The organism is Mycobacterium sp. SMC-14 (assembly GCF_046250075.1).
Classification (GTDB): Bacteria; Actinomycetota; Actinomycetes; order Mycobacteriales; family Mycobacteriaceae; genus Mycobacterium.
The window spans coordinates 210,234-227,808 of sequence record NZ_CP176429.1; the positions used below are offsets into that span (position 1 = coordinate 210,234).

At 68.2% G+C, this 17,575-nt stretch carries 14 protein-coding genes; 7 read left to right on the top strand and 7 right to left on the bottom strand.

The window, feature by feature from the left end; all coding sequences use genetic code 11:
- Positions 1-2 precede the first annotated feature (2 nt).
- The gene (locus ACKY0W_RS01010; RefSeq protein ID WP_406758946.1) at positions 3-1,271 is read right to left on the bottom strand and encodes a DUF3068 domain-containing protein; all 1,269 of its coding nucleotides are present in this window, start codon (positions 1,269-1,271) and stop codon (positions 3-5) included.
- Between the two features lie 104 nt (positions 1,272-1,375).
- Between ACKY0W_RS01010 and ACKY0W_RS01015 the strand changes: the two genes are divergently transcribed.
- Positions 1,376-2,566 (top strand): acyltransferase family protein, encoded by a 1,191-nt coding sequence (locus tag ACKY0W_RS01015; RefSeq protein ID WP_409436016.1) that lies wholly within the window; start codon positions 1,376-1,378, stop codon positions 2,564-2,566.
- Here the strand turns inward: ACKY0W_RS01015 and ACKY0W_RS01020 are convergent.
- Entirely contained in the window at positions 2,503-3,831 is a 1,329-nt protein-coding gene (locus tag ACKY0W_RS01020; protein WP_409436017.1) for a DUF2236 domain-containing protein, read from the bottom strand. The genes ACKY0W_RS01015 and ACKY0W_RS01020 overlap by 64 nt on opposite strands.
- Before the next feature lie 150 nt (positions 3,832-3,981).
- Here ACKY0W_RS01020 and ACKY0W_RS01025 point away from each other — a divergent pair, with 150 nt between their 5' ends.
- On the top strand, positions 3,982-4,575 hold the full coding sequence (locus ACKY0W_RS01025) for a helix-turn-helix domain-containing protein (protein WP_409436018.1): 594 nt from the start codon (positions 3,982-3,984) through the stop codon (positions 4,573-4,575).
- Positions 4,576-4,588: 13 nt separating this feature from the next.
- Here the strand turns inward: ACKY0W_RS01025 and ACKY0W_RS01030 are convergent, their stop codons facing one another.
- Positions 4,589-5,917: a DUF2236 domain-containing protein gene (locus tag ACKY0W_RS01030; RefSeq protein ID WP_409436019.1), complete on the bottom strand. Its 1,329-nt coding sequence runs from the start codon at positions 5,915-5,917 to the stop codon at positions 4,589-4,591.
- A gap of 94 nt (positions 5,918-6,011) precedes the next feature.
- Here ACKY0W_RS01030 and ACKY0W_RS01035 point away from each other — a divergent pair, with 94 nt between their 5' ends.
- A complete protein-coding gene (locus ACKY0W_RS01035) occupies positions 6,012-6,587 on the top strand; it encodes a TetR/AcrR family transcriptional regulator (RefSeq protein ID WP_409437909.1) in 576 nt (191 codons plus the stop codon).
- A 15-nt stretch (positions 6,588-6,602) separates the two neighbouring features.
- On the opposite strand, the gene ACKY0W_RS01040 is transcribed toward ACKY0W_RS01035, so the two are convergent.
- Both ACKY0W_RS01040 and ACKY0W_RS01045 read right to left on the bottom strand, forming a co-directional pair.
- A complete protein-coding gene (locus ACKY0W_RS01040; RefSeq protein ID WP_409436020.1) occupies positions 6,603-7,580 on the bottom strand; it encodes a phosphotriesterase-related protein in 978 nt (325 codons plus the stop codon).
- 53 nt (positions 7,581-7,633) lie between these two features.
- The gene (locus ACKY0W_RS01045; RefSeq protein ID WP_406758951.1) at positions 7,634-8,092 is read right to left on the bottom strand and encodes a MarR family winged helix-turn-helix transcriptional regulator; all 459 of its coding nucleotides are present in this window, start codon (positions 8,090-8,092) and stop codon (positions 7,634-7,636) included.
- 159 nt (positions 8,093-8,251) lie between these two features.
- Here ACKY0W_RS01045 and ACKY0W_RS01050 point away from each other — a divergent pair, with 159 nt between their 5' ends.
- The 3 genes from ACKY0W_RS01050 to wrbA are packed head-to-tail and all read left to right on the top strand — an operon-like array spanning position 8,252 to position 10,578.
- Positions 8,252-9,349, top strand: a complete 1,098-nt coding sequence (locus ACKY0W_RS01050; protein WP_409437910.1) for an LLM class flavin-dependent oxidoreductase — start codon at positions 8,252-8,254, stop codon at positions 9,347-9,349.
- Entirely contained in the window at positions 9,346-9,945 is a 600-nt protein-coding gene (locus ACKY0W_RS01055; protein ID WP_409436021.1) for an FMN reductase, read from the top strand. Before ACKY0W_RS01050 ends, ACKY0W_RS01055 begins: the two co-directional genes overlap by 4 nt.
- Before the next feature lie 30 nt (positions 9,946-9,975).
- A complete protein-coding gene (gene wrbA / locus ACKY0W_RS01060) occupies positions 9,976-10,578 on the top strand; it encodes an NAD(P)H:quinone oxidoreductase (RefSeq protein ID WP_409436022.1) in 603 nt (200 codons plus the stop codon).
- A gap of 9 nt (positions 10,579-10,587) precedes the next feature.
- Here the strand turns inward: wrbA and ACKY0W_RS01065 are convergent, their stop codons facing one another.
- Positions 10,588-11,970, bottom strand: a complete 1,383-nt coding sequence (locus ACKY0W_RS01065; protein WP_409436023.1) for an NADP-dependent succinic semialdehyde dehydrogenase — start codon at positions 11,968-11,970, stop codon at positions 10,588-10,590.
- Positions 11,971-12,082: 112 nt separating this feature from the next.
- On the opposite strand from ACKY0W_RS01065, the gene ACKY0W_RS01070 reads away from it, so the two are divergent.
- Positions 12,083-13,009: a hypothetical protein gene (locus ACKY0W_RS01070; RefSeq protein ID WP_409436024.1), complete on the top strand. Its 927-nt coding sequence runs from the start codon at positions 12,083-12,085 to the stop codon at positions 13,007-13,009.
- 291 nt (positions 13,010-13,300) lie between these two features.
- On the opposite strand, the gene ACKY0W_RS01075 is transcribed toward ACKY0W_RS01070, so the two are convergent.
- The gene (locus ACKY0W_RS01075) at positions 13,301-17,551 is read right to left on the bottom strand and encodes an alpha-(1->3)-arabinofuranosyltransferase family protein (protein ID WP_409436025.1); all 4,251 of its coding nucleotides are present in this window, start codon (positions 17,549-17,551) and stop codon (positions 13,301-13,303) included.
- Between the last annotated feature and the right edge of the window lie 24 nt (positions 17,552-17,575).

Here is a 17,575-nt window from a genome sequence, read left to right on the forward strand (position 1 = left end):
GACTACGACTGGTCGGGAGCTGAATCCGGGGTGGCGCGCTCCGGGGGGCTCGATTCCGGGGGTCCCGACGGGCGGTCCAGCTGGGGACGTTGCGCCGGCAGCTTCTCGGTCTCGGCCTCGGCCCCGGACGGGCGGTCGGCCGTGGGTGCCTTGGGCGCGAACCCGCCGAAGAACCCACCGTCGGAGCCGTGTCGGTCGCCACGGCCCAGCGCGGCCTCGGCCGGCAGGCTGAACCAGCCGACCAGGATGCCGCCGATCAAGCAGATCAGCCCGGCCGCGGTGAAGGTGATCGGCAGGATCCGGGACCACAGCGCCACCCGGTCGCGCTCGTTGCGGGCCGCGTTGACCTGCGCTTCGATGGTCTCCTCAGAGCTGGTGACCGTGTAGTCGGCCAGCGCAATCTCGGGCTTGAGCGCGTCCCGGGCGTAGTAGTGGTTGGCGTGCAACTTCGACTTCACGATGGTGCCCGAGACGGGGTCGACCCACATCGTGCGCTGCGCGGCGTAGTACCGCGTCATCGTGACGTCCTCGTCGGGGTCGGCGCCTTCGATGTTCCAGAGTCGGGCGGGCGCGGTGATCTCACCGTCTTCGTCGTGGCCGTACAGCGACGGGTAACGCACCGGCTCGGCCAGGCTGCCGTCGCCGTCGTAGCCGACGTTCTGGACGAACCGGTAGGTGGTCAGCCCGTTGACGTCGTCCTCGCCCTCGTAGTTGGCCTCGTAGGCCTTCTGCGCGATCGGGTCGAAGTACTGGTAGGACTGCTTCTTGGTGTCGAAGGGGAACCGGTAGGACAGTCCCTCGTGCGGCAGGGCGATGTTGGTGGGCGGGGTTTCGTCCTCAAAGTTGCGCGGCCGCTGCACCGAGCCACCCGGGTGGGTGTCATCCGAAATCGCCTCGGCGGTCGTGCGGTTCAGCGTCACGGTGTCGACGATGGCCAGCAACAGCCCGGTGTCCTTCTGCCGGTCCGCGCGGCGCAGCGACGAGCCGACCTGCAGGGTTACCACGTCGGCGTTGGCGGGCGACTCGACACCGATCTGCTGCTGGGACACCAGCGGCACGTCCTGGTCGACGACGGCGTGTTCACTGCCGAGGGACTCCGGGTCCAACGCGGCGCCGCTGCCGTTGCCGATCAGCGTGACATCGATGTCGAGCGGAATCTTGGCGATCTTGCCCACCGTGTAGGTGGACAGCAACAGTGCCGCGACCATCAGGGCGGCGCCGAGACCCATGACTGCGCATGCCGCGATACGCATCATGATTGCTCGGTTCACGTCGCCGCTTCCTCCTTTTGACCCCGTACCCAAATTTGTTTGACCCTAACAGCAGCAGACGCAACAGCTACTGTGTGTCCATCGATGCCTCGGTCGTAAAACAGATGAGTCAGCAGGTAGGTGGCGTACGCAGCTTCCTGCCCGCCGTCGAGGGTATGCGTGCCTGCGCGGCCATCGGGGTGGTGATCACGCATGTCGCGTTTCAGACCGGGCATTCGACGGGGATCAGCGGCCGGCTCTGGGGTCGTTTCGACATGGCCGTCGCGGTGTTCTTCGCGCTGAGCGGGTTTTTGCTGTGGCGTGGTCACGCCGCGGCCGCGCGCGGGCTGCGTCCCGCGCCGCCGACCGGGCATTACCTGCGGTCGCGCGTGGTGCGGATCATGCCGGCCTACCTGGTGTCGGTGGTGGTGATCCTGGCGCTGCTGCCCGACGCGGGGGGCGCCAGCCTGGTGGTGTGGCTGGCCAATCTCACGATGACGCAGATCTATGTACCGCTGACCCTGACCCCGGGCCTGACCCAGATGTGGAGCCTGGCCGTAGAGGTCAGCTTCTACATCGCACTGCCATTGCTGGCGCTGGCGGCGCGGCGGCTACCGGTGCGCGCCCGGATACCGGCGATCGCGGGCATGGCGCTGCTCAGCCTCGGGTGGGGATTCCTGCCCATCCACACGCCCTACGGGGTGAACCCGTTGAACTGGGCGCCGGCCTATGGCTGCTGGTTCGGGGCGGGCATGCTGCTGGCGGAGTGGGCGTACAGCCCGGTTGGCCGGGTGCACCGCCTGGCCCGTCGGCGGCTGCCGATGGCGCTGCTGACCGTGGTGGCGTTCGGAGTGGCGGCGTCGCCGCTGGCCGGGCCGGAGGGGCTGACCTCGGCCACCGTCGGGCAGTTCATCGTGCGCACCGCGATGGGCGGTGTGCTGGCCTGGGCGCTGTTGGCACCACTGGTGCTGGACCGGCCGGACACACCGCACCGGTTCTTGGCCAGCGCGCCGATGGTGACGTTGGGCCGCTGGTCCTACGGGATCTTCATCTGGCACCTGGCGGCACTGGACATGGTGTTCCCCGTGATCGGCCGATTCGCGTTCACCGGGGACATGGCGGTGGTGCTGGCGCTGACCATGGTGTTCACCGTTGCTATCGCCGCGGTCAGCTATGCCCTGGTCGAGCAGCCGTGCCGCGAGAAGCTACGAGGCTGGGAGACCCGGCGTCCGGCGGAGCGCCCCGACGCCGCTCAGGCGGCTTTGCCGGACGGGGTGTACTCGGCGGAGTCGCTGGTGAATTCGGGCGTGCCGTAGGCGGCCAATCGCCGCTTGAGCAGCCGAAGCACGTAGGCGTTGGTCAGCCGGCGCAGGCCGGGGGTGCGCACCGCGCGTTGCACCAGCAGCAGGCGGCCCATCACGAACGGAGCCGTGCACGCGATCCGCGCATAGTCGCCCGCACTGAGGGTGACGCTCATCTTCTTGGCCACGTCACGTTTCCCGCCGCAGAACGTCTTGACGAAAAAGGCCTTGCTGTAGCTCTTCTCGACCGCATCGGCGATGCGCTCGCTGAGTGTCTGCTCCTGGCGCAGGTAGGCGGCCATGGTCGAGCGAACCAACTCCCCGCAGGTGGAGTCGTCGAAATCGTCGCGCAACAGCGCGGCACGTGCGCTGAACACTCGGATGATCTCGTCGGGTGTGGTCGGCAGCAGCTCCTCGGGCAGGCCGAGCAGAACGCAGCGGTAACGGGTGAACTCGACCTGAGCGCGCTCGCTCGGCGTGAATTCCGTGCGTTTTTGGCGGCGGGCGTCCATCGCCAGCACGAAGAGGTTGATCATCCCGGCCGGCATCTGGTCGATCTGCGGAATCGGCAGGCCGTAAATGCCGATGTCCCACTTCGGGGATCGCTTGAGCGCGTTGAAGCGGACCATCGAGTGCATCAGCCGCACCATGGCCGCCGCCTCGAAACCCGGGCCGTGCCGGTCCAGCGCGCCGGGCAGCGTGGTGACGGCGAAGAAACTGGTGGTCTCGTTTACCCGCCCGGCGGCACGCTTGCCCGAGAGCGCGCCGGTCAGTGCCATCGGCAGCGCGGCGTAGGTGTTGAGGAAGGTCGCGATGAACGCACCGCGGACGACGAACGGCGCCAGCAGCGCCATCGGGAGTCGGGAGTGCTCGGCACCTTTTCGGACCAGGTCCATGTCCAGCCAGTCCGGGGTGGCCTCCATGTCGGCGATGAACGCGGCGAGCTCGGGCGGCGCGTCGGCCACCGCGTCGATACCTTGGCGACAGGCCTGCTTGAGCATGCCGATCAGGGCGCTGACGCTGTACTGGCCCATCAGTGCGGCGTAGGAGTCCGACACCACATCGCCCAGCCAGGTGGCCGTCGTGATCAATTCGACGGCGGCATCGTCGGCCAGCAACTTGGCCCGGTTGGCCGGATTGCCGGGCAGTGACGAGACATCGTCGGGGGAGTTCGCCGTGCGGTAGGGCTGTACGTCGAAGTCCAGGTCGCCGTAGAGCTCCGGCAACAGCTCGGCCTGACGGCGCACGCGCTGGTACAGGTCGGGGTAGTGCGTGGGCATCGAAAATACCTCCGGTGATAACAGATCGGCCGCACAATGGCACAAACTCATGTAATTGTGTCACGATAACAGGTGGGGAGACTCGCCGACAGCTCCGGCGGCCGCTTCACGTCGGTCCAGCTCACCGCGCAGCATGACAGGATGAACGACATGGCCAGTCCGGCATCAGTCAAGGTCGGCGACCCCATGAGCGGCACCGCGGGCGCCATCCTCGAGGCGGCTCGCGTGGAGTTCACCCGGCATGCATTTCGCCGGGCCAACATCGATGCCATCGCCCAGCGCGCCGGAGTAAGCCGACGCACGTTGTACCGGCACTTCCCCACCAAAGAGGCACTGTTCGAACAGCTGGTGGAGACCGACACCCAGGCGCTGTTCGTCGAACTCGGCAATGCCGCCCGGGCGCAGGACGCCGCGGGCGCGATCGTGGAATGCTTCACCCTCGCCATGCGCCGCATCACCGAGAGTCCGCTGGCTACCGCGGTCATTGAAAGCGAGCCGGAACTGCTGATCGGCGTCAACACCCCCAGCGGTGAGAAGGCGCTGGTGCGGGCCAGCCATCTGGTGGCCGCGACGCTGCGCCTGTGTGGAGTCACCATGCCCGACGAGGCGGTCCTCACCACCGCGGAAATCCTGGTGCGCCTGGTCGCATCACTGCTCACCAACCGGGCGGGGGTGCTGGATATCAACGACACTGTCGCCGTCCGCCATTACGCCCAGACCTACCTCGCCCGCCTCGTCTGGTAGCCGGCCGGCTCGATTACGCCAGCTGCCCGGCTGGAGTGTAATCGCTTGCATCGCTGGTGAATTCAGGTTTTCCGTAGGTCGTCAGCCGACGCTTGACGAGCCGCACCAGGTAGTCATCGGTGAGCTGGCGCAATGCCGGGATCCGGCTGGCGCGCCGGACCACCAGCAGACGCCCGACGATGAACGGGGCCGTCACGCCGATCCGCAGGTAGTCGGCCAGGCCGATCGAGACGCCCTTGGCCTTGGCCACGGCGCGGTCGCCGTTGCAGAAGGCCTTCGTGAAAGCGGCCTTGCTGTAGCTCTTCTCGACGGCATCGGCCATGCGTTCCCAGCGGGTATCGACGGGCCGCAGATAGGCGGCCATGGTCGAGCGCACCATCTCTCCGCAGGTGGCGTCGTCGAAGTCCTCACGCAGCAGCGCCCCGCGGGTATGGATGAGGTGGATGATCTCGGTGGGCGTGGTCGGCAGGAGCTCCTCGGGCAGGCCGAGCAAAAACGCTCGGTAGCGCGTGAATTCGACGACGGCGCGCTCGCTCGCGCTGAACTCGGTGCGCCCTTTCCGGTGGGCGGCCGTGGCCAGCAGGTAGAGGTTGATCATTCCGGCCGGCATTTGGTCGACCTGTGGGATAGGAACCCCGTAGACGTCGAGGTCCCACTTCTCCGAGCGCTTGAGCGCGTTGTAGCGAACCATCGAGTGCATCAGTCGCACCATGGCGGCAGCTTCGAAGCCCGGGCCGTAGCGGTCCAGCGCCCCGGGCAGTGTGGTGACGGCGAAGAAGCTCGTGGTCTCGTTGACCCGGCGCGCGGCGCGACGGCCGGATAGCGCGCCGGTCAGTGCCATGGGCAGTGCGGCGTAGGTGTTGACGAAGGTCGCGATGAAGGCGCCACGGGTCACGAACGGCGCCACCAGTGCCGCCGGGATGCGGGCGTGCCGCGCACCCTCACGCACCAGGTCCATGTCCAGCCACGGGGGCGCGGCCTCCATGTCGGCGATGAACGCCACCAGCTCCGGCGGCGCGTCGGCAACCGCGTCGATGCCCTGGCGGCAGGCCAACTGGAGCATGTCGATCAACGCGGTGACGCTGTATTCGGACATCAGCGCCGCATAGGGGTCGGCCACCACGTCGCCCAGCAGGGTCGCCGTGCGAATCAGTTCGACGGCTCGTTCGTCGGCCAGGTAGGGAGCGCGGTCGGCGACCCACTCCGGCAGCGCGGAGAGATCTGCCGGATCGGTGGTGGTGCGGTAGGGCTGTGCGTCGAAGTCGATGTCGCCGTAGAGGCCCGGTTGTAGCTCGCGCTGACTGCGCACACGTCGCGCAAGCTCAGGATAGTGCGTGGGCATCTGACCTCCGAATAACTAACACATTGTTAGTTACACAAATAACAGACTGTTAGTTATGCTGTCAACTATGACTTCGGCGCAGTCACGGCGGCGGATGACGGCCGAGGCCAGGCGTAGCCAGATCCTCGATGTCACCCACGCCATTGTGGATGCGGAGGGGTTCCATGCCGCCACGCCGAACCGGATAGCCGGGGAGGCCGGGATCAACCGGTCGCTGATCTACCAGCAGTTCGGTGACCCCGCCGGCCTGTTCGTTGCGCTCATCGATCGCGAAGCCGCACGCGCGGGTGCCCAATTCGCCGAGGTCATCTCCGGAACCGCCAACGCAGCCGGCGACGGTGTTCTGGTCGCCAGATTCGACGGCGTGGTCAAGGCCGCCGACGCTTGCCCCGCGACGTGGCGGCTGTTCCTATTCCCGCCGCAGGGGGCGCCGCCCGAACTGCACGAGCGTCTGGCGCAGGCGCAAGAAGTGGTGCGTGCCTATCTGGCGGGTGAGTTGCTGCGCATCTACCCGGACTTGCCTGACCCCGACTACACCGCCCGCGTGCTGCACGCGGCCGCCCGTGAACTCCTGCAGCTGCGCCTCAGCGATCCCGACGCGGCCACCCACGAGCGGTTGCACGCGCTGGTCCGGTCATTGGCGATACGCGCGGCTGCACCTGCCCGGTGAAGTCCCGGTACGGCCTCAGTAGCCGCCGGAGTGCTCGAAGATCTTGCGCGGGTTGTCGACCAGCATGGTGCGCAGCTGCTCCTCGGTGACGCCGCGCTGCCGTAGCGCCGGAATCACGTCATTGTGGATGTGCAGATAGTGCCAGTTCGGTGCGGCCACCGAGCTCAGTTCGCCGGGCAGTGCATCGAAATAACAGTTGGCATCGTGGGAGAGCACCATCTTGCCGGCGTGGCCGCGTTCGCACATGGCCGCCACCGTGTTCACCCGCTCCTCGAACGGCAGGATCAGGTCGATGCCGAAGCGGTCCATGCCCAGATAGGATCCCGCCGCGATCAGCTCTTCCAGATAGCCCAGGTCGGTGCTGTCCCCGGAGTGTCCGATCACCACCCGGGACAGGTCGACGCCTTCTTCTGCGAAGATGCGCTGCTGTTCCAGGCCGCGGCGGGTGCCGGCGTGAGTGTGGGTGGAGATGGGCGCTCCAGTGCGACGGTGGGCGTTGGCCACCGCGCGCAGCACCCGCTCGACGCCGGGAGTCACGCCGGGTTCGTCGGTGGCGCACTTGAGGATTCCCGCCTTGATCCCAGTGTCGGCGATGCCGGACTCGATGTCGCGGACGAACATGTCTGCCATGATCTCGGGGCCGTCCAGCATGGTGCCGGGCCCGCGATAGTGGTAGAAGAACGGCACGTCGTTGTAGGTGTAGATGCCGGTGGCCACCAGGATATTCAGGTCGGTGCCGGCGGCCACCCGGGCGATCCGCGGGATGTAGCGGCCCAGTCCGATCACCGTGAGGTCGACGATGGTGTCGACTCCGGCGGCCTTCAATGCGTCCAACCGGGTGATGGCATCGGCTATTCGGGCGTCCTCGTCACCCCAGGCTTCCGGATAGTTCTGGGCGATCTCGGTGGTCATGATGAACACGTGCTCGTGCATCAGGGTGACGCCGAGGTCCGCGGTGTCGATGGGCCCGCGCGCGGTGTGGCAGTGCGACATGGCTCGATCGTATGGAGATCGACGCGGCGGTCGGTTGCCTTCGCCGAGAATGCCTACGGGTGCTCGAGCAGATTGTCGCGGATTCGCGCGTAGGAGTGGGTGAACAGTTCCACCTCGCGCGGACTGAGCGAGTCGAACAACCCGGCCCGCACCGCTTGCACGTGACCGGGCGCGGCGGCTCGCAACTTGTCCATACCCGACTCGGTGAGCTCGGCGTACTGGCCGCGTTTGTCTTCCTCGCACTTGACCTGGTGGACCCAGCCGGCGTCGGTCAGCCGTTTGACCGCTCGGGTCACTCCGCTGCGAGTCGTCACGGTGATGTCGGCCAACTCGTTCATCCGCAGCCGGCGTTCCGGCGCCTCGGACAGCAGCGCCAGGATCTCGAAGTCGGACAGGGTCAGTCCCGCATCGGCGGCCAGTTGTCGGTCCAGGCTGCGTAGCAGCAGTCGGGTGCTGTCGAGGTAGCCCCGCCACATCTGCTGTTCCTCCTCGTTGAGCCACCGTGTCTCCATGAGACCTAAATATAGTTGACATGAGCACAATCGTCCAGGCGGAGAGACGCGTTAAGCGGCCAGAAAATGCGGGAATGGACCGACAATTAGTTGCGTTAGCAACTATCAGTTAGAGTGCTGACAACGAACCAAGGAGGGCCCGCCGTGACGAGCACCGGTATGCAGTTCGGCATCTTCACCGTCGGCGATGTGACCGTCGACCCGACCACCGGCCGCGCGCCGACTGAGGCCGAGCGCATCAAGGCGACCGTGGCGATCGCCAAGAAGGCCGAGGAAGTGGGCCTGGACGTCTTTGCCACCGGTGAGCACCACAACCCGCCGTTCGTGCCGTCGTCGCCGACGACCCTGCTGGGTTACATCGCGGCGCAGACCGAGCGGATCCAGCTGACCACCGCCACCACGTTGATCACCACGAACGACCCGGTGAAGATCGCCGAGGACTACAGCGTGTTGCAGCACCTCGCCGACGGCCGGGTGGACCTGATGCTGGGGCGGGGCAACACCGGACCGGTGTATCCCTGGTTCGGCAAGGACATTCGGGCCGCGTTGCCGTTGACGGTGGAGAACTACCAGTTGCTGCGCCGGCTGTGGCGTGAGGACGTCGTCGACTTCAGCGGTGAGTACCGCACCCCGTTGCACGGATTCACCCTGGCGCCGCGTCCGCTGGACGGGGTTCCCCCGTTCGTCTGGCACGGCTCGATCCGCAGTCCCGAAATCGCCGAACTGGCCGCGCACTACGGCGACGGCTTCTTTGCCAACCACATCTTCTGGCCGGCGTCGCACACCAAACGAATGGTGCAGCTGTACCGCCAGCGGTTCGAGCACTACGGCCATGGTGGTGCCGACCAGGCGATCGTGGGTCTGGGAGGTCAGGTGTTCTTGCGGCCCAACAGCCAGGACGCGGTCAACGAGTTCCGGCCTTACTTCGACAATGCCCCGGTCTATGGGCACGGTCCGAGTCTGGAGGAGTTCAGTGATCAGACCCCGCTGACGGTCGGCTCGCCGCAGCAGGTGATCGACAAGACCCTGAGCTTCCGGGACTACGTCGGCGACTACCAGCGCCAGCTGTTCTTGGTCGACCATGCGGGTCTGCCGTTGAAGACGGTGCTCGAACAGCTCGATCTGCTGGGCGAGCACGTTGTCCCGGTGCTGCGCAAGGAGTTCGCCATCGGACGGCCCGCGCACGTTCCCGGTGCGCCGACGCACCAGTCGCTGGTCGAGGCTGCGCGGCAACCCGAGATTCAGGAGGCGTCATGAAGTTGATCGTGATCAGTGGCGGCCTGCGTGAGCCGTCGTCCACCCGACTGTTGGCCGACCGGCTCGGCGCGGCGGTCCGCGCCGAGGTCGGGCAGGTCGACATCGAGGTCATCGAGCTGCGCCATCTGGCCCGCGCGATCACCGACGCGATGTTGACCGGGTTCGCCTCACCGGAGCTGGAGGAGGTGTTCGACGCGGTCGCGGGCAGTGACGGAGTGATCGCGGTGACGCCGACGTTCAACGCGACGTTCAGCGGGCTGTTCAAGTCGTTCTTCGACGTGCTGCCCGAGCAGACGCTGGACGGGACGCCGGTGCTGATCGCGGCGACCGGCGGTACGCAGCGCCACTCGTTGGTGCTGGACCACGCCCTCCGTCCGATGTTCTGCTATCTGCATGCGCTGGTATCACCCACCGGGGTGTTCGCCGCCACCGCGGACTTCGGTGCGGACGGGTCCGGCTCAGGCCTGCCCGAACGGATCGCCAAGGCGGCCAGGGATTTCGCTCGGCTGTTGCGGGCGAGCGGCCCACGGCCGCACCGAGACCAGTTCAACGACGAGCTGACCGAGATACAGGGCCTGCTGACCAGCACGCACTGACACGACACAACAACCAAAGGAGAGATGGCAATGACGAAGTTGGCGGTTATCTACTACTCGGCCACCGGGCACGGCACCAAGATGGCCGAGCGGGTGGCCCGGGCGGGCGAGGCGGCTGGCGCCGAGGTCCGCGTGCGACACATCGAGGAGACACGCGACCCGGAGACCTTTGCCCACAACCCGGCGTGGTCCGCCAACTACGCGGCGACCAAGGATCTGCCCGCGGCCACCGGGGATGACATCGTCTGGGCGGACGCCGTCATCTTCGGCTCGCCCACCCGTTTCGGCTCCCCCTCCGCGCAGTTCCGTAACTTCCTGGACGGGCTGGGTGGGCTGTGGGCCAAGGGTGAACTCGCCGACAAGGTCTATGCCGGTTTCACCTCGAGTCAGACCGCCCACGGGGGGCAGGAAGCCACGCTGCTGAATCTCTACGTGTCCCTGATGCACTTCGGCGGCATCCTGGTCCCGCCGGGCTACACCGACCCGATCAAGTTCGCCGACGGCAACCCCTACGGCGTCGGGCACATCACGGGACCGAACAACCAGAACGCGCTGGACGAGGCCACGCTGGCCGCACTTGACCACCTGGCCACGCGGGTGGTGGGCGTCGCCGCCAAGGTCGCGGCGGGCTGACGGCCGGCGTCAGGCCACCCACACCGTCTTGAGGTTGCAGAACTCCCGGATGCCGTGGCCCGAGAGTTCCCGGCCGTACCCGGATCGCTTGATTCCACCGAACGGCAGCTCCGGGTAGGACACCGTCATCCCGTTGATAAAGACCTGGCCGGCCTCGATCTCGTCGGCAAACCGGCTGATCTCCGCCTCGTCGCGGGTCCAGGCGTTGGATCCCAGCCCGAACGGGCTGGCGTTGGCGATCTCGATGGCCTCGTCGATATCGGCGGCGCGGTACACCGATGCCACCGGGCCGAACACCTCCTCGGTAAAGATCGCCATGTCGCGGCTGATGTCGGTGATCACGGTGGGCGGATAGAACCAGCCCGGGCGGTTGAGTCGCTTGCCGCCGCAACGGATTACCGCGCCGGCGGCGGCAGCGGCATCGACCTGCTGCGCGATCTCGTCCCGGCCCGATTCGGTGGCCAGCGGTCCGACATCGGTGTCCGGGTCGGTCGGGTCGCCGACCCGCAGTGCCGACATCTGACTGACGAACTGGGCGACGAACTCGTCGTAGATGTCGGTGTGAACGATGAATCGCTTTGCCGCGATGCATGATTGACCGTTGTTCTGCACCCGCGCCGTGACCGCGGTGCGCACCGCGGACTCCAGGTCGGCCGAGGGCATGACAACGAACGGGTCACTGCCGCCCAATTCCAGCACGGTGTGTTTGACCTCGTCGCCGGCGATAGCGGCGACCGAACGCCCGGCGGGTTCGCTGCCAGTCAGGGTGGCCGCCACCACCCGCGGGTCGCGCAGCACCCGCTCGACAGCACCCGAGGAGATCAGCAGGGTCTGGAAGCAGCCCTCGGGGAAACCGGCACGGGCCAGCAGGTCGGCGAGGTACAGCGCGGTCTGCGGCACGTTCGAGGCGTGTTTGAGCAGGCCCACGTTGCCGGCCATCAGGGCCGGGGCGGCAAATCGCACCGCCTGCCACAGCGGGAAGTTCCACGGCATCACCGCCAGCACCACCCCGAGCGGCTGATAGCGGGCGAACGCCTTGGACGCGTTGACCTTCGACGCGTCGGCGACCTCGTCGGCCAGCAACTCCGCGCTGTGATCGGCGTAGTAGCGGAACCCCTTGACGCACTTGAGTGCTTCCGCCTTGGCCGAAGTCAAGGTCTTGCCCATCTCGAGGGTCATCATTGCGGCGACCTCGTCGGCTTCGCTCTCCAGCAGATCGGCGGCGGCATGCATCCATCTGGTGCGTTGAGCGAAATCGGTGCGACGGTAGTCGACGAAGCGATTCGCCGCGCGGGTGATCGCGGCATCGACTTCCGCGTCGCTGGCGGCGGTGAACGTCTTGACCGTTTCGCCGGTGGCCGGGTTGGTCGTGGCTATCGGTGTTGCGGGCACGCGGGCCTCCTTTGGAGCGCTGCGGTGTGAGAGTGCATGTCCAGCCTGCCACCATCGAACCGCGTAGGCTCGCCACGAGCCAGCGTCAGTACATCGATACGGGAGTTGCCCGATGCGTTTCAACCCACCGCCCACCTGGCCGCCTGCGCCGCCTGGCTGGGCACCGGACGCCAATTGGGCGCCTGATCCGACGTGGCCGCCCCTGCCTCCGGGCTGGCCGCTGTGGGTGGAGGACGACGCTGCCGGCGTGGCCCCCGGGGGCTACCCGCCCTATGGTGCGCCGTGGCCGGGGCCGGCGCCCGAGCCCAGGTCACGCAAGGTGTTGTGGCTGTCGCTGGCGGCGGCTGCAGTGGTGGTTGTGGTGGTCGCCGGTCTGGTTCTGAGCCTGGGCGGCCGACTCACGACGGAGGACAAGCCGTCTAGCAAGCCGGACATCAAAGACCTCACGTCGGAGATGCTCGTGGAGCGGTCCTCCTTCCCGGACCCGTCCGGCGGGAAGTGGATCAGCGGGGTGAACAGCGCCGGCGACGCGCCCTCGGATATGCCGAATCTGACGGTCGACCCGCCCGAATGCGCCGACTTCTACTCCAGCCCCTCCTCGGCCACCCAGACGGCGACGGCGACACTGGCCAAGCTGCAGCCCGGCGGTCTGCACACGATGCGGGTGCGACTGGCCCTGACGCCGGATCACCCGAACCTCAAGCGGTACGTGGAGAAGTGCCAGACGTTCAAGCAGACCTTCGAGCAGGGTGGGCGTTCGGTGACCACCGACATCCAGATGAATCCGCTGGACGCCGATGGGGTGCCACCGTGGGCGGTCGCGACGGTCATCACGAGCGCGAGCAAGGCCGCCATCCGGTTGCCGATCTCGATCACCGCCTCCACCATCTCCGGTTACTACCGCGGGGTGCTCGTGGTTGCGACCAGCAACGACATCGGTTTGCGCATGGAGAGCGACGGATCCGAGGACTCCTCGCACGCCGATGATCTGGTGAAGCTGTTCAACACGCAGATCGAGAAGCTCGAAGCCGCGCAGTAGTCCCGGGCGCCGCAGGGGACTCACCTGCCTCGTGATGGAACCACGTAGAGCTGTTCGGATCGGCTAGCGCATGCGCTATCGCCCGCCGGTTGGTCCGTCGGTGATAGCGCCGTCAATATCCGATTCGAACAACACACAATGGCGGGCCGACGGTACGCGCGGTGCGGATGTGGCGCGCGGGTTATGGGCGCTGGTCTGCTTCGTCCGACTCCGTCGGCTGGGCCTATTGCGGTGGCCCGCTGCCCTCGACTCCGTCGCGCTTGCGACCACCGCGCGTAACCACCGCCGTGTTTATGGGCGCTGGTCTGCTTCGCCCGACTCCGTCGGCCTCGCAACCACCGCCGTGGCCGCCAGGACCGCCACCGAGACCAGGGCCGCTAATTGCACTCCCGCGGAATGGCCGGCATAGCCGTCCACCGACCGCCAAGGATGCCGGCACAGCATCGCACCCGCCGTGATCAGGCCGCCGGCGCTCAACCCGAGCCGGGCCACATCAAAGGCGCGCTGCCGATGCCGCAACGCGATCAGCAACGCCATCGCGGCCCCGAGCACCGCTGCGCCGGTGATCCCGGCGATCAAGAATCCGACCGTCAGCGCACCGGTCGCCGCCACGCGGCGGCTCGGCCCCCAGGGCTGCACCGGCGGGCCGGGATCACGGGTCCGCCGCGCCGGCCACCAGGCCAGCAACGCCAGCAGCGGTAGCAGAGCCAGACCGCCGGCCATCCCGAGTCGGTACATCCGATTGGGCCCGAATGTCAGGGTGATCGCGCCGTCGGTGGCCGGGGGCAGCACAAAGCCCTGCTGCCATCCATTGACCGCCACCGGAGCCAAGCGGGTGCCGTCCGACGTGCGGGCCACCCACCCGCCGTTGATGCTCTCCGGAACGACCAGCACTCGAGCGGTCGCCGCGGCCGGCACCGTCACCTCACGACGGTCCGAGCCCCACGTGCCGAGGACCGCGGGTGTCGTCGCGGACGCCCCGGTGGCTGCTGATGGTCCGGACAGCGTCGCGCCATCGACGACGAAAGCCGGACCCGGGCTGATCATCAATTCCTGCGCGCCGGGCGGCAACGCGATCGGACGCTGGTCGCACGCCTGCGCCGCCACCGGCTTGTCGTCGAGCAGCGCACCGACCGTGGTGGTGATCGAGGTGTGCACGAACCGGCCGGCGATCGCGATGATCGGGCCGCGGTCGCAGTCGATGTGGACCGGACGCGACCGGTTGCGGGCGGGATCGGCGGGAGCAACGGGACGTCCGTCGGCGCCGAGCACACTGACCTCGGCCAGCCCCGGTGGTTTGAGCTGGTCGAAGCCGATCGCGGTGCGGTCGATCACGTCCTCCCAACCCAGCAGGCTGATGGTGACGGTGTCGGTGACCCGCGGCAGCAAGCGCACCCGCTGATCGTCGGATTCCGCCAGGTCCCGGACTTGGGGACCGGATCCCAGGTCGATGGCCACCAGCGTGGGATGCGCCGGCAGTGGGGACTGACTGGGAGTGAACCGCACTCCGGTCACCTTGACCGGTCGCGGCAAGGTGATGGTCAGGGTCGGCGGGGATCGGTGCGCGACCACTCGCTGCGACGCGGTCCATGCCGTGCCCGGGTCACCGTCGGCGGCGGCATACGCCGACCCCAGCACGTCGAGCACGTCGGCGTCACCGCGGGCCCGCAGGGTGCCCGGCTCGGCGATCAGGTCGACCAGGTTCGGTCCCTGACGCGGCCGCACCCAAACGGTCGGGGTCACCGACATGGGCCGCGGCACGTTCAGGGTGCGGCTGAAGCTGGCGGGCTCCTCGGGCTCCAACATCATCGACGCCGCGCAGCGCACCGTGCCGTCGGCCGTCGCGCAACCGGTCCGGCCCGGCAAGCCCGCCCCCAAGTCCCACTGCGCCACCTGGGCGCCCGCCGGTGGCGCGGGAACCAGGGCCGTGTGGCGCAGGTCGACCGGATGCGCGAAGCCCGAGGCGTCGTACTGGGTGATCGCCAAATCGGTGATGCCGAACTGGACGCCCGGGGAGCCGTCGTCGGTGCCCGATGCGGTGATCCGCACCCAGGGTGTCTCGCCGTAGGGCAGCGCAGCGATCAGGGGCTCGCCGGCGCGGTCGAACCGCAGCGTGGTGGTGCCGTTGACCGTGGAGATCTGGATCCGGCGCACCTGCGCGCCGACGGCCGTGGCGCTGGGCGTCAAGGTGATGGTGCCGTTGGTCAGCGGGTGATCGAAGTCCACCTGCAGCCATTGCCCGACCGCCGACTGCAGGGCGTTGGACACCCAGGCGGTGCCCGAGTCGCTGTCGATGGCGGCGGCCGGTGAGGTCGACGGCGCGACGTCGGGCAGCGTGGTGGCGTCCGAGGACGAGCTGGAGGCGGTGAGCCGGCCTCCGAGCCAGCCGCCGAACACCGTGCTGGCGCCGGGTGTCGGATAGTCCGGCACCCGGCTCAGCGTGTGCCGGGCGTCGCCGGCCGCCCGGATCGTCGACGAGTGGTCATCGACCCGGCCGTAGTCGGTCTCGCGGGCCAGGGGCGTGTCGGTGACGGTGACTACCGGTGTGCCCAAGTCCGCGCGCCGCGCGTCAGCGGTCATCAGCACCGGACCCAGCACCGGCTCACCGCGCAACCGTCGGTGTTCGTCGAGTCGCAGCAACACCTCGGGGCCTCCGTCGACCCGCGGCATCGCGTCAAGGTCGGCCAGGTACGGCGCGCCCGGGTTTGCGACGGCCCCCGGGTCACCGACCCGGTAGATCTCGATCGCCGGATAGGCCGGCCGCAGACCGCTGTCGGAGACGAATCCCGGGACCGTGCCCGACCCGACCGGATCGCCGAATTGGGCCACCCGTTGCAACCCCGGCGAGCCGTCGACAGCGCGGTGCACCAGCAGTGGCCGAGCCGACCGCGAGGTGTCGGGGTCCAGATCGTTGCGCACCACCAGATAGGAGATGCCTTGTCGGATCAGGGTGTCGGCCAGCCCGGCCGACGGGCGGCCGGCGGCGAACAGGCGCTGCACCGAGTCGAGTGCCCGGATGGTCTGCGGCGGGGTCAGCGGGATCGAGTCGCGCACTCCCCACGGTCCGACGTCGAGAACCTGTAGGGTTTCGTCGTGGCTGGTGCCCCAGGTCTGGGTGGCGAACGGCGCGCCCGGCGCCACCAGCACCCGGCCCGGCGTGGGGCCGCCACCGTTGTGTTCGGCGAGCCAGGTGGCGGCGTCGCGCCAATACTGCGGCAGCGCGCTGAATGTCCCCGACGGGGCGAGCCGGCCGGTCCAGGCCAGTGACGTGGAGACCATCAGCGCCGTCAGGACCACCAGGCCGACCGCGGCCGACTTGTGGTGCTCGGGGTGGACGAACGCGCGCCGCCACACCAGCGCCGGCGCGCTGCCCGGCAGCGGGATGCGGCCCAGCAGATGGGTGAGCCCCAGGACCACCGGGATCCGAATCACCGACTCGAGCTTGTGCAGGTTGCGCAGCGGCGCTCCGGCTCCGTCGAGGAAGGCCTGCACCGAGTGGGCCAGCGGCGAGCCCAGCCCGCCGGCATAGCCGATGGCCAGCAGCGTCATCCCAATCAGCAGCATGGTGACCAGCCGTCCGGCGCCGGGCGCCCGCCGAGACAGCAGGCCGGTCAGTCCGGCCAGACCTGCGGCCGCGACCAGGCAGGTGCCCAGGATCATCACCGGGCGGGTGACCAGTGGCGCCCCGGCGGTGGCATTCGGCGCGACGAACGGAGTCCAGCTGTGGGTGCCGCGCAGCATCTCGGTCAGCGACGTCCAGCGGGTGGTGACGCCGGCCGATTCGATGAAGTCCAGGAACGGCGGGCTGACCCGGCCGAGCAGCAGCAGGGCCACCACCCACCAGGTCACCGCCAGTGCCAGTGCTAGCAGCCACCAGCCGGAGAACCGCCACCAGCGCCGGTTCGGGCGATGACACAGCCACCAGATCATCGCCGGCAGGCACCCCGCCAGCGTCGCGACCGCGTTCACGGCGCCCATCAAGGCCACCGCGACCCCAGCCTGGCCGGCCAGCACCCGAGCGGGTCGTTCCGGGGCGTCCTGGTTCGGATCACGCGGCGCGCCGAGCGCCCGGATGACCGGCAGCAGCACCCAGGGGGCCAGCATCATCGGCAGCGTCTCCGACGAGATCGACCCCAGGGTGGTGAGCACTCGCGGCGACAGGGCGAACGCGGCGGCGCCGATCAACCGCGCCGTGGGCGTCCCGATCCGCAACGTCTCGGCGACCCGCAGCAGACCCCAGAACCCCACCGTGAGCAGCACCGCCCACCAGAGCCGCTGAACGATCCAGCCGGGGAGTCCCAGCAGGTCACCGGCCAGGAAGAAGGTGCCGTGCGGGAACAGGTAGCCGTACGCCTGGTTCTGCACCTGACCGAACGGCAGTTCGCTGCTCCACAGATTGGCGGCACGAGCCAGGAAGCGCAGCGGAGCGATGGTCAGATCGAGCTTGGTGTCCGGAGAGATCCGGCCGGGAGCCTGTAGCAGGCTGAAAGTCAGAGCGACGGCGCCGACCAGCCACAACCAGCGCCGGGACAACGGTGTCACAGCCTGCGGCCTTTCCGGCGGACG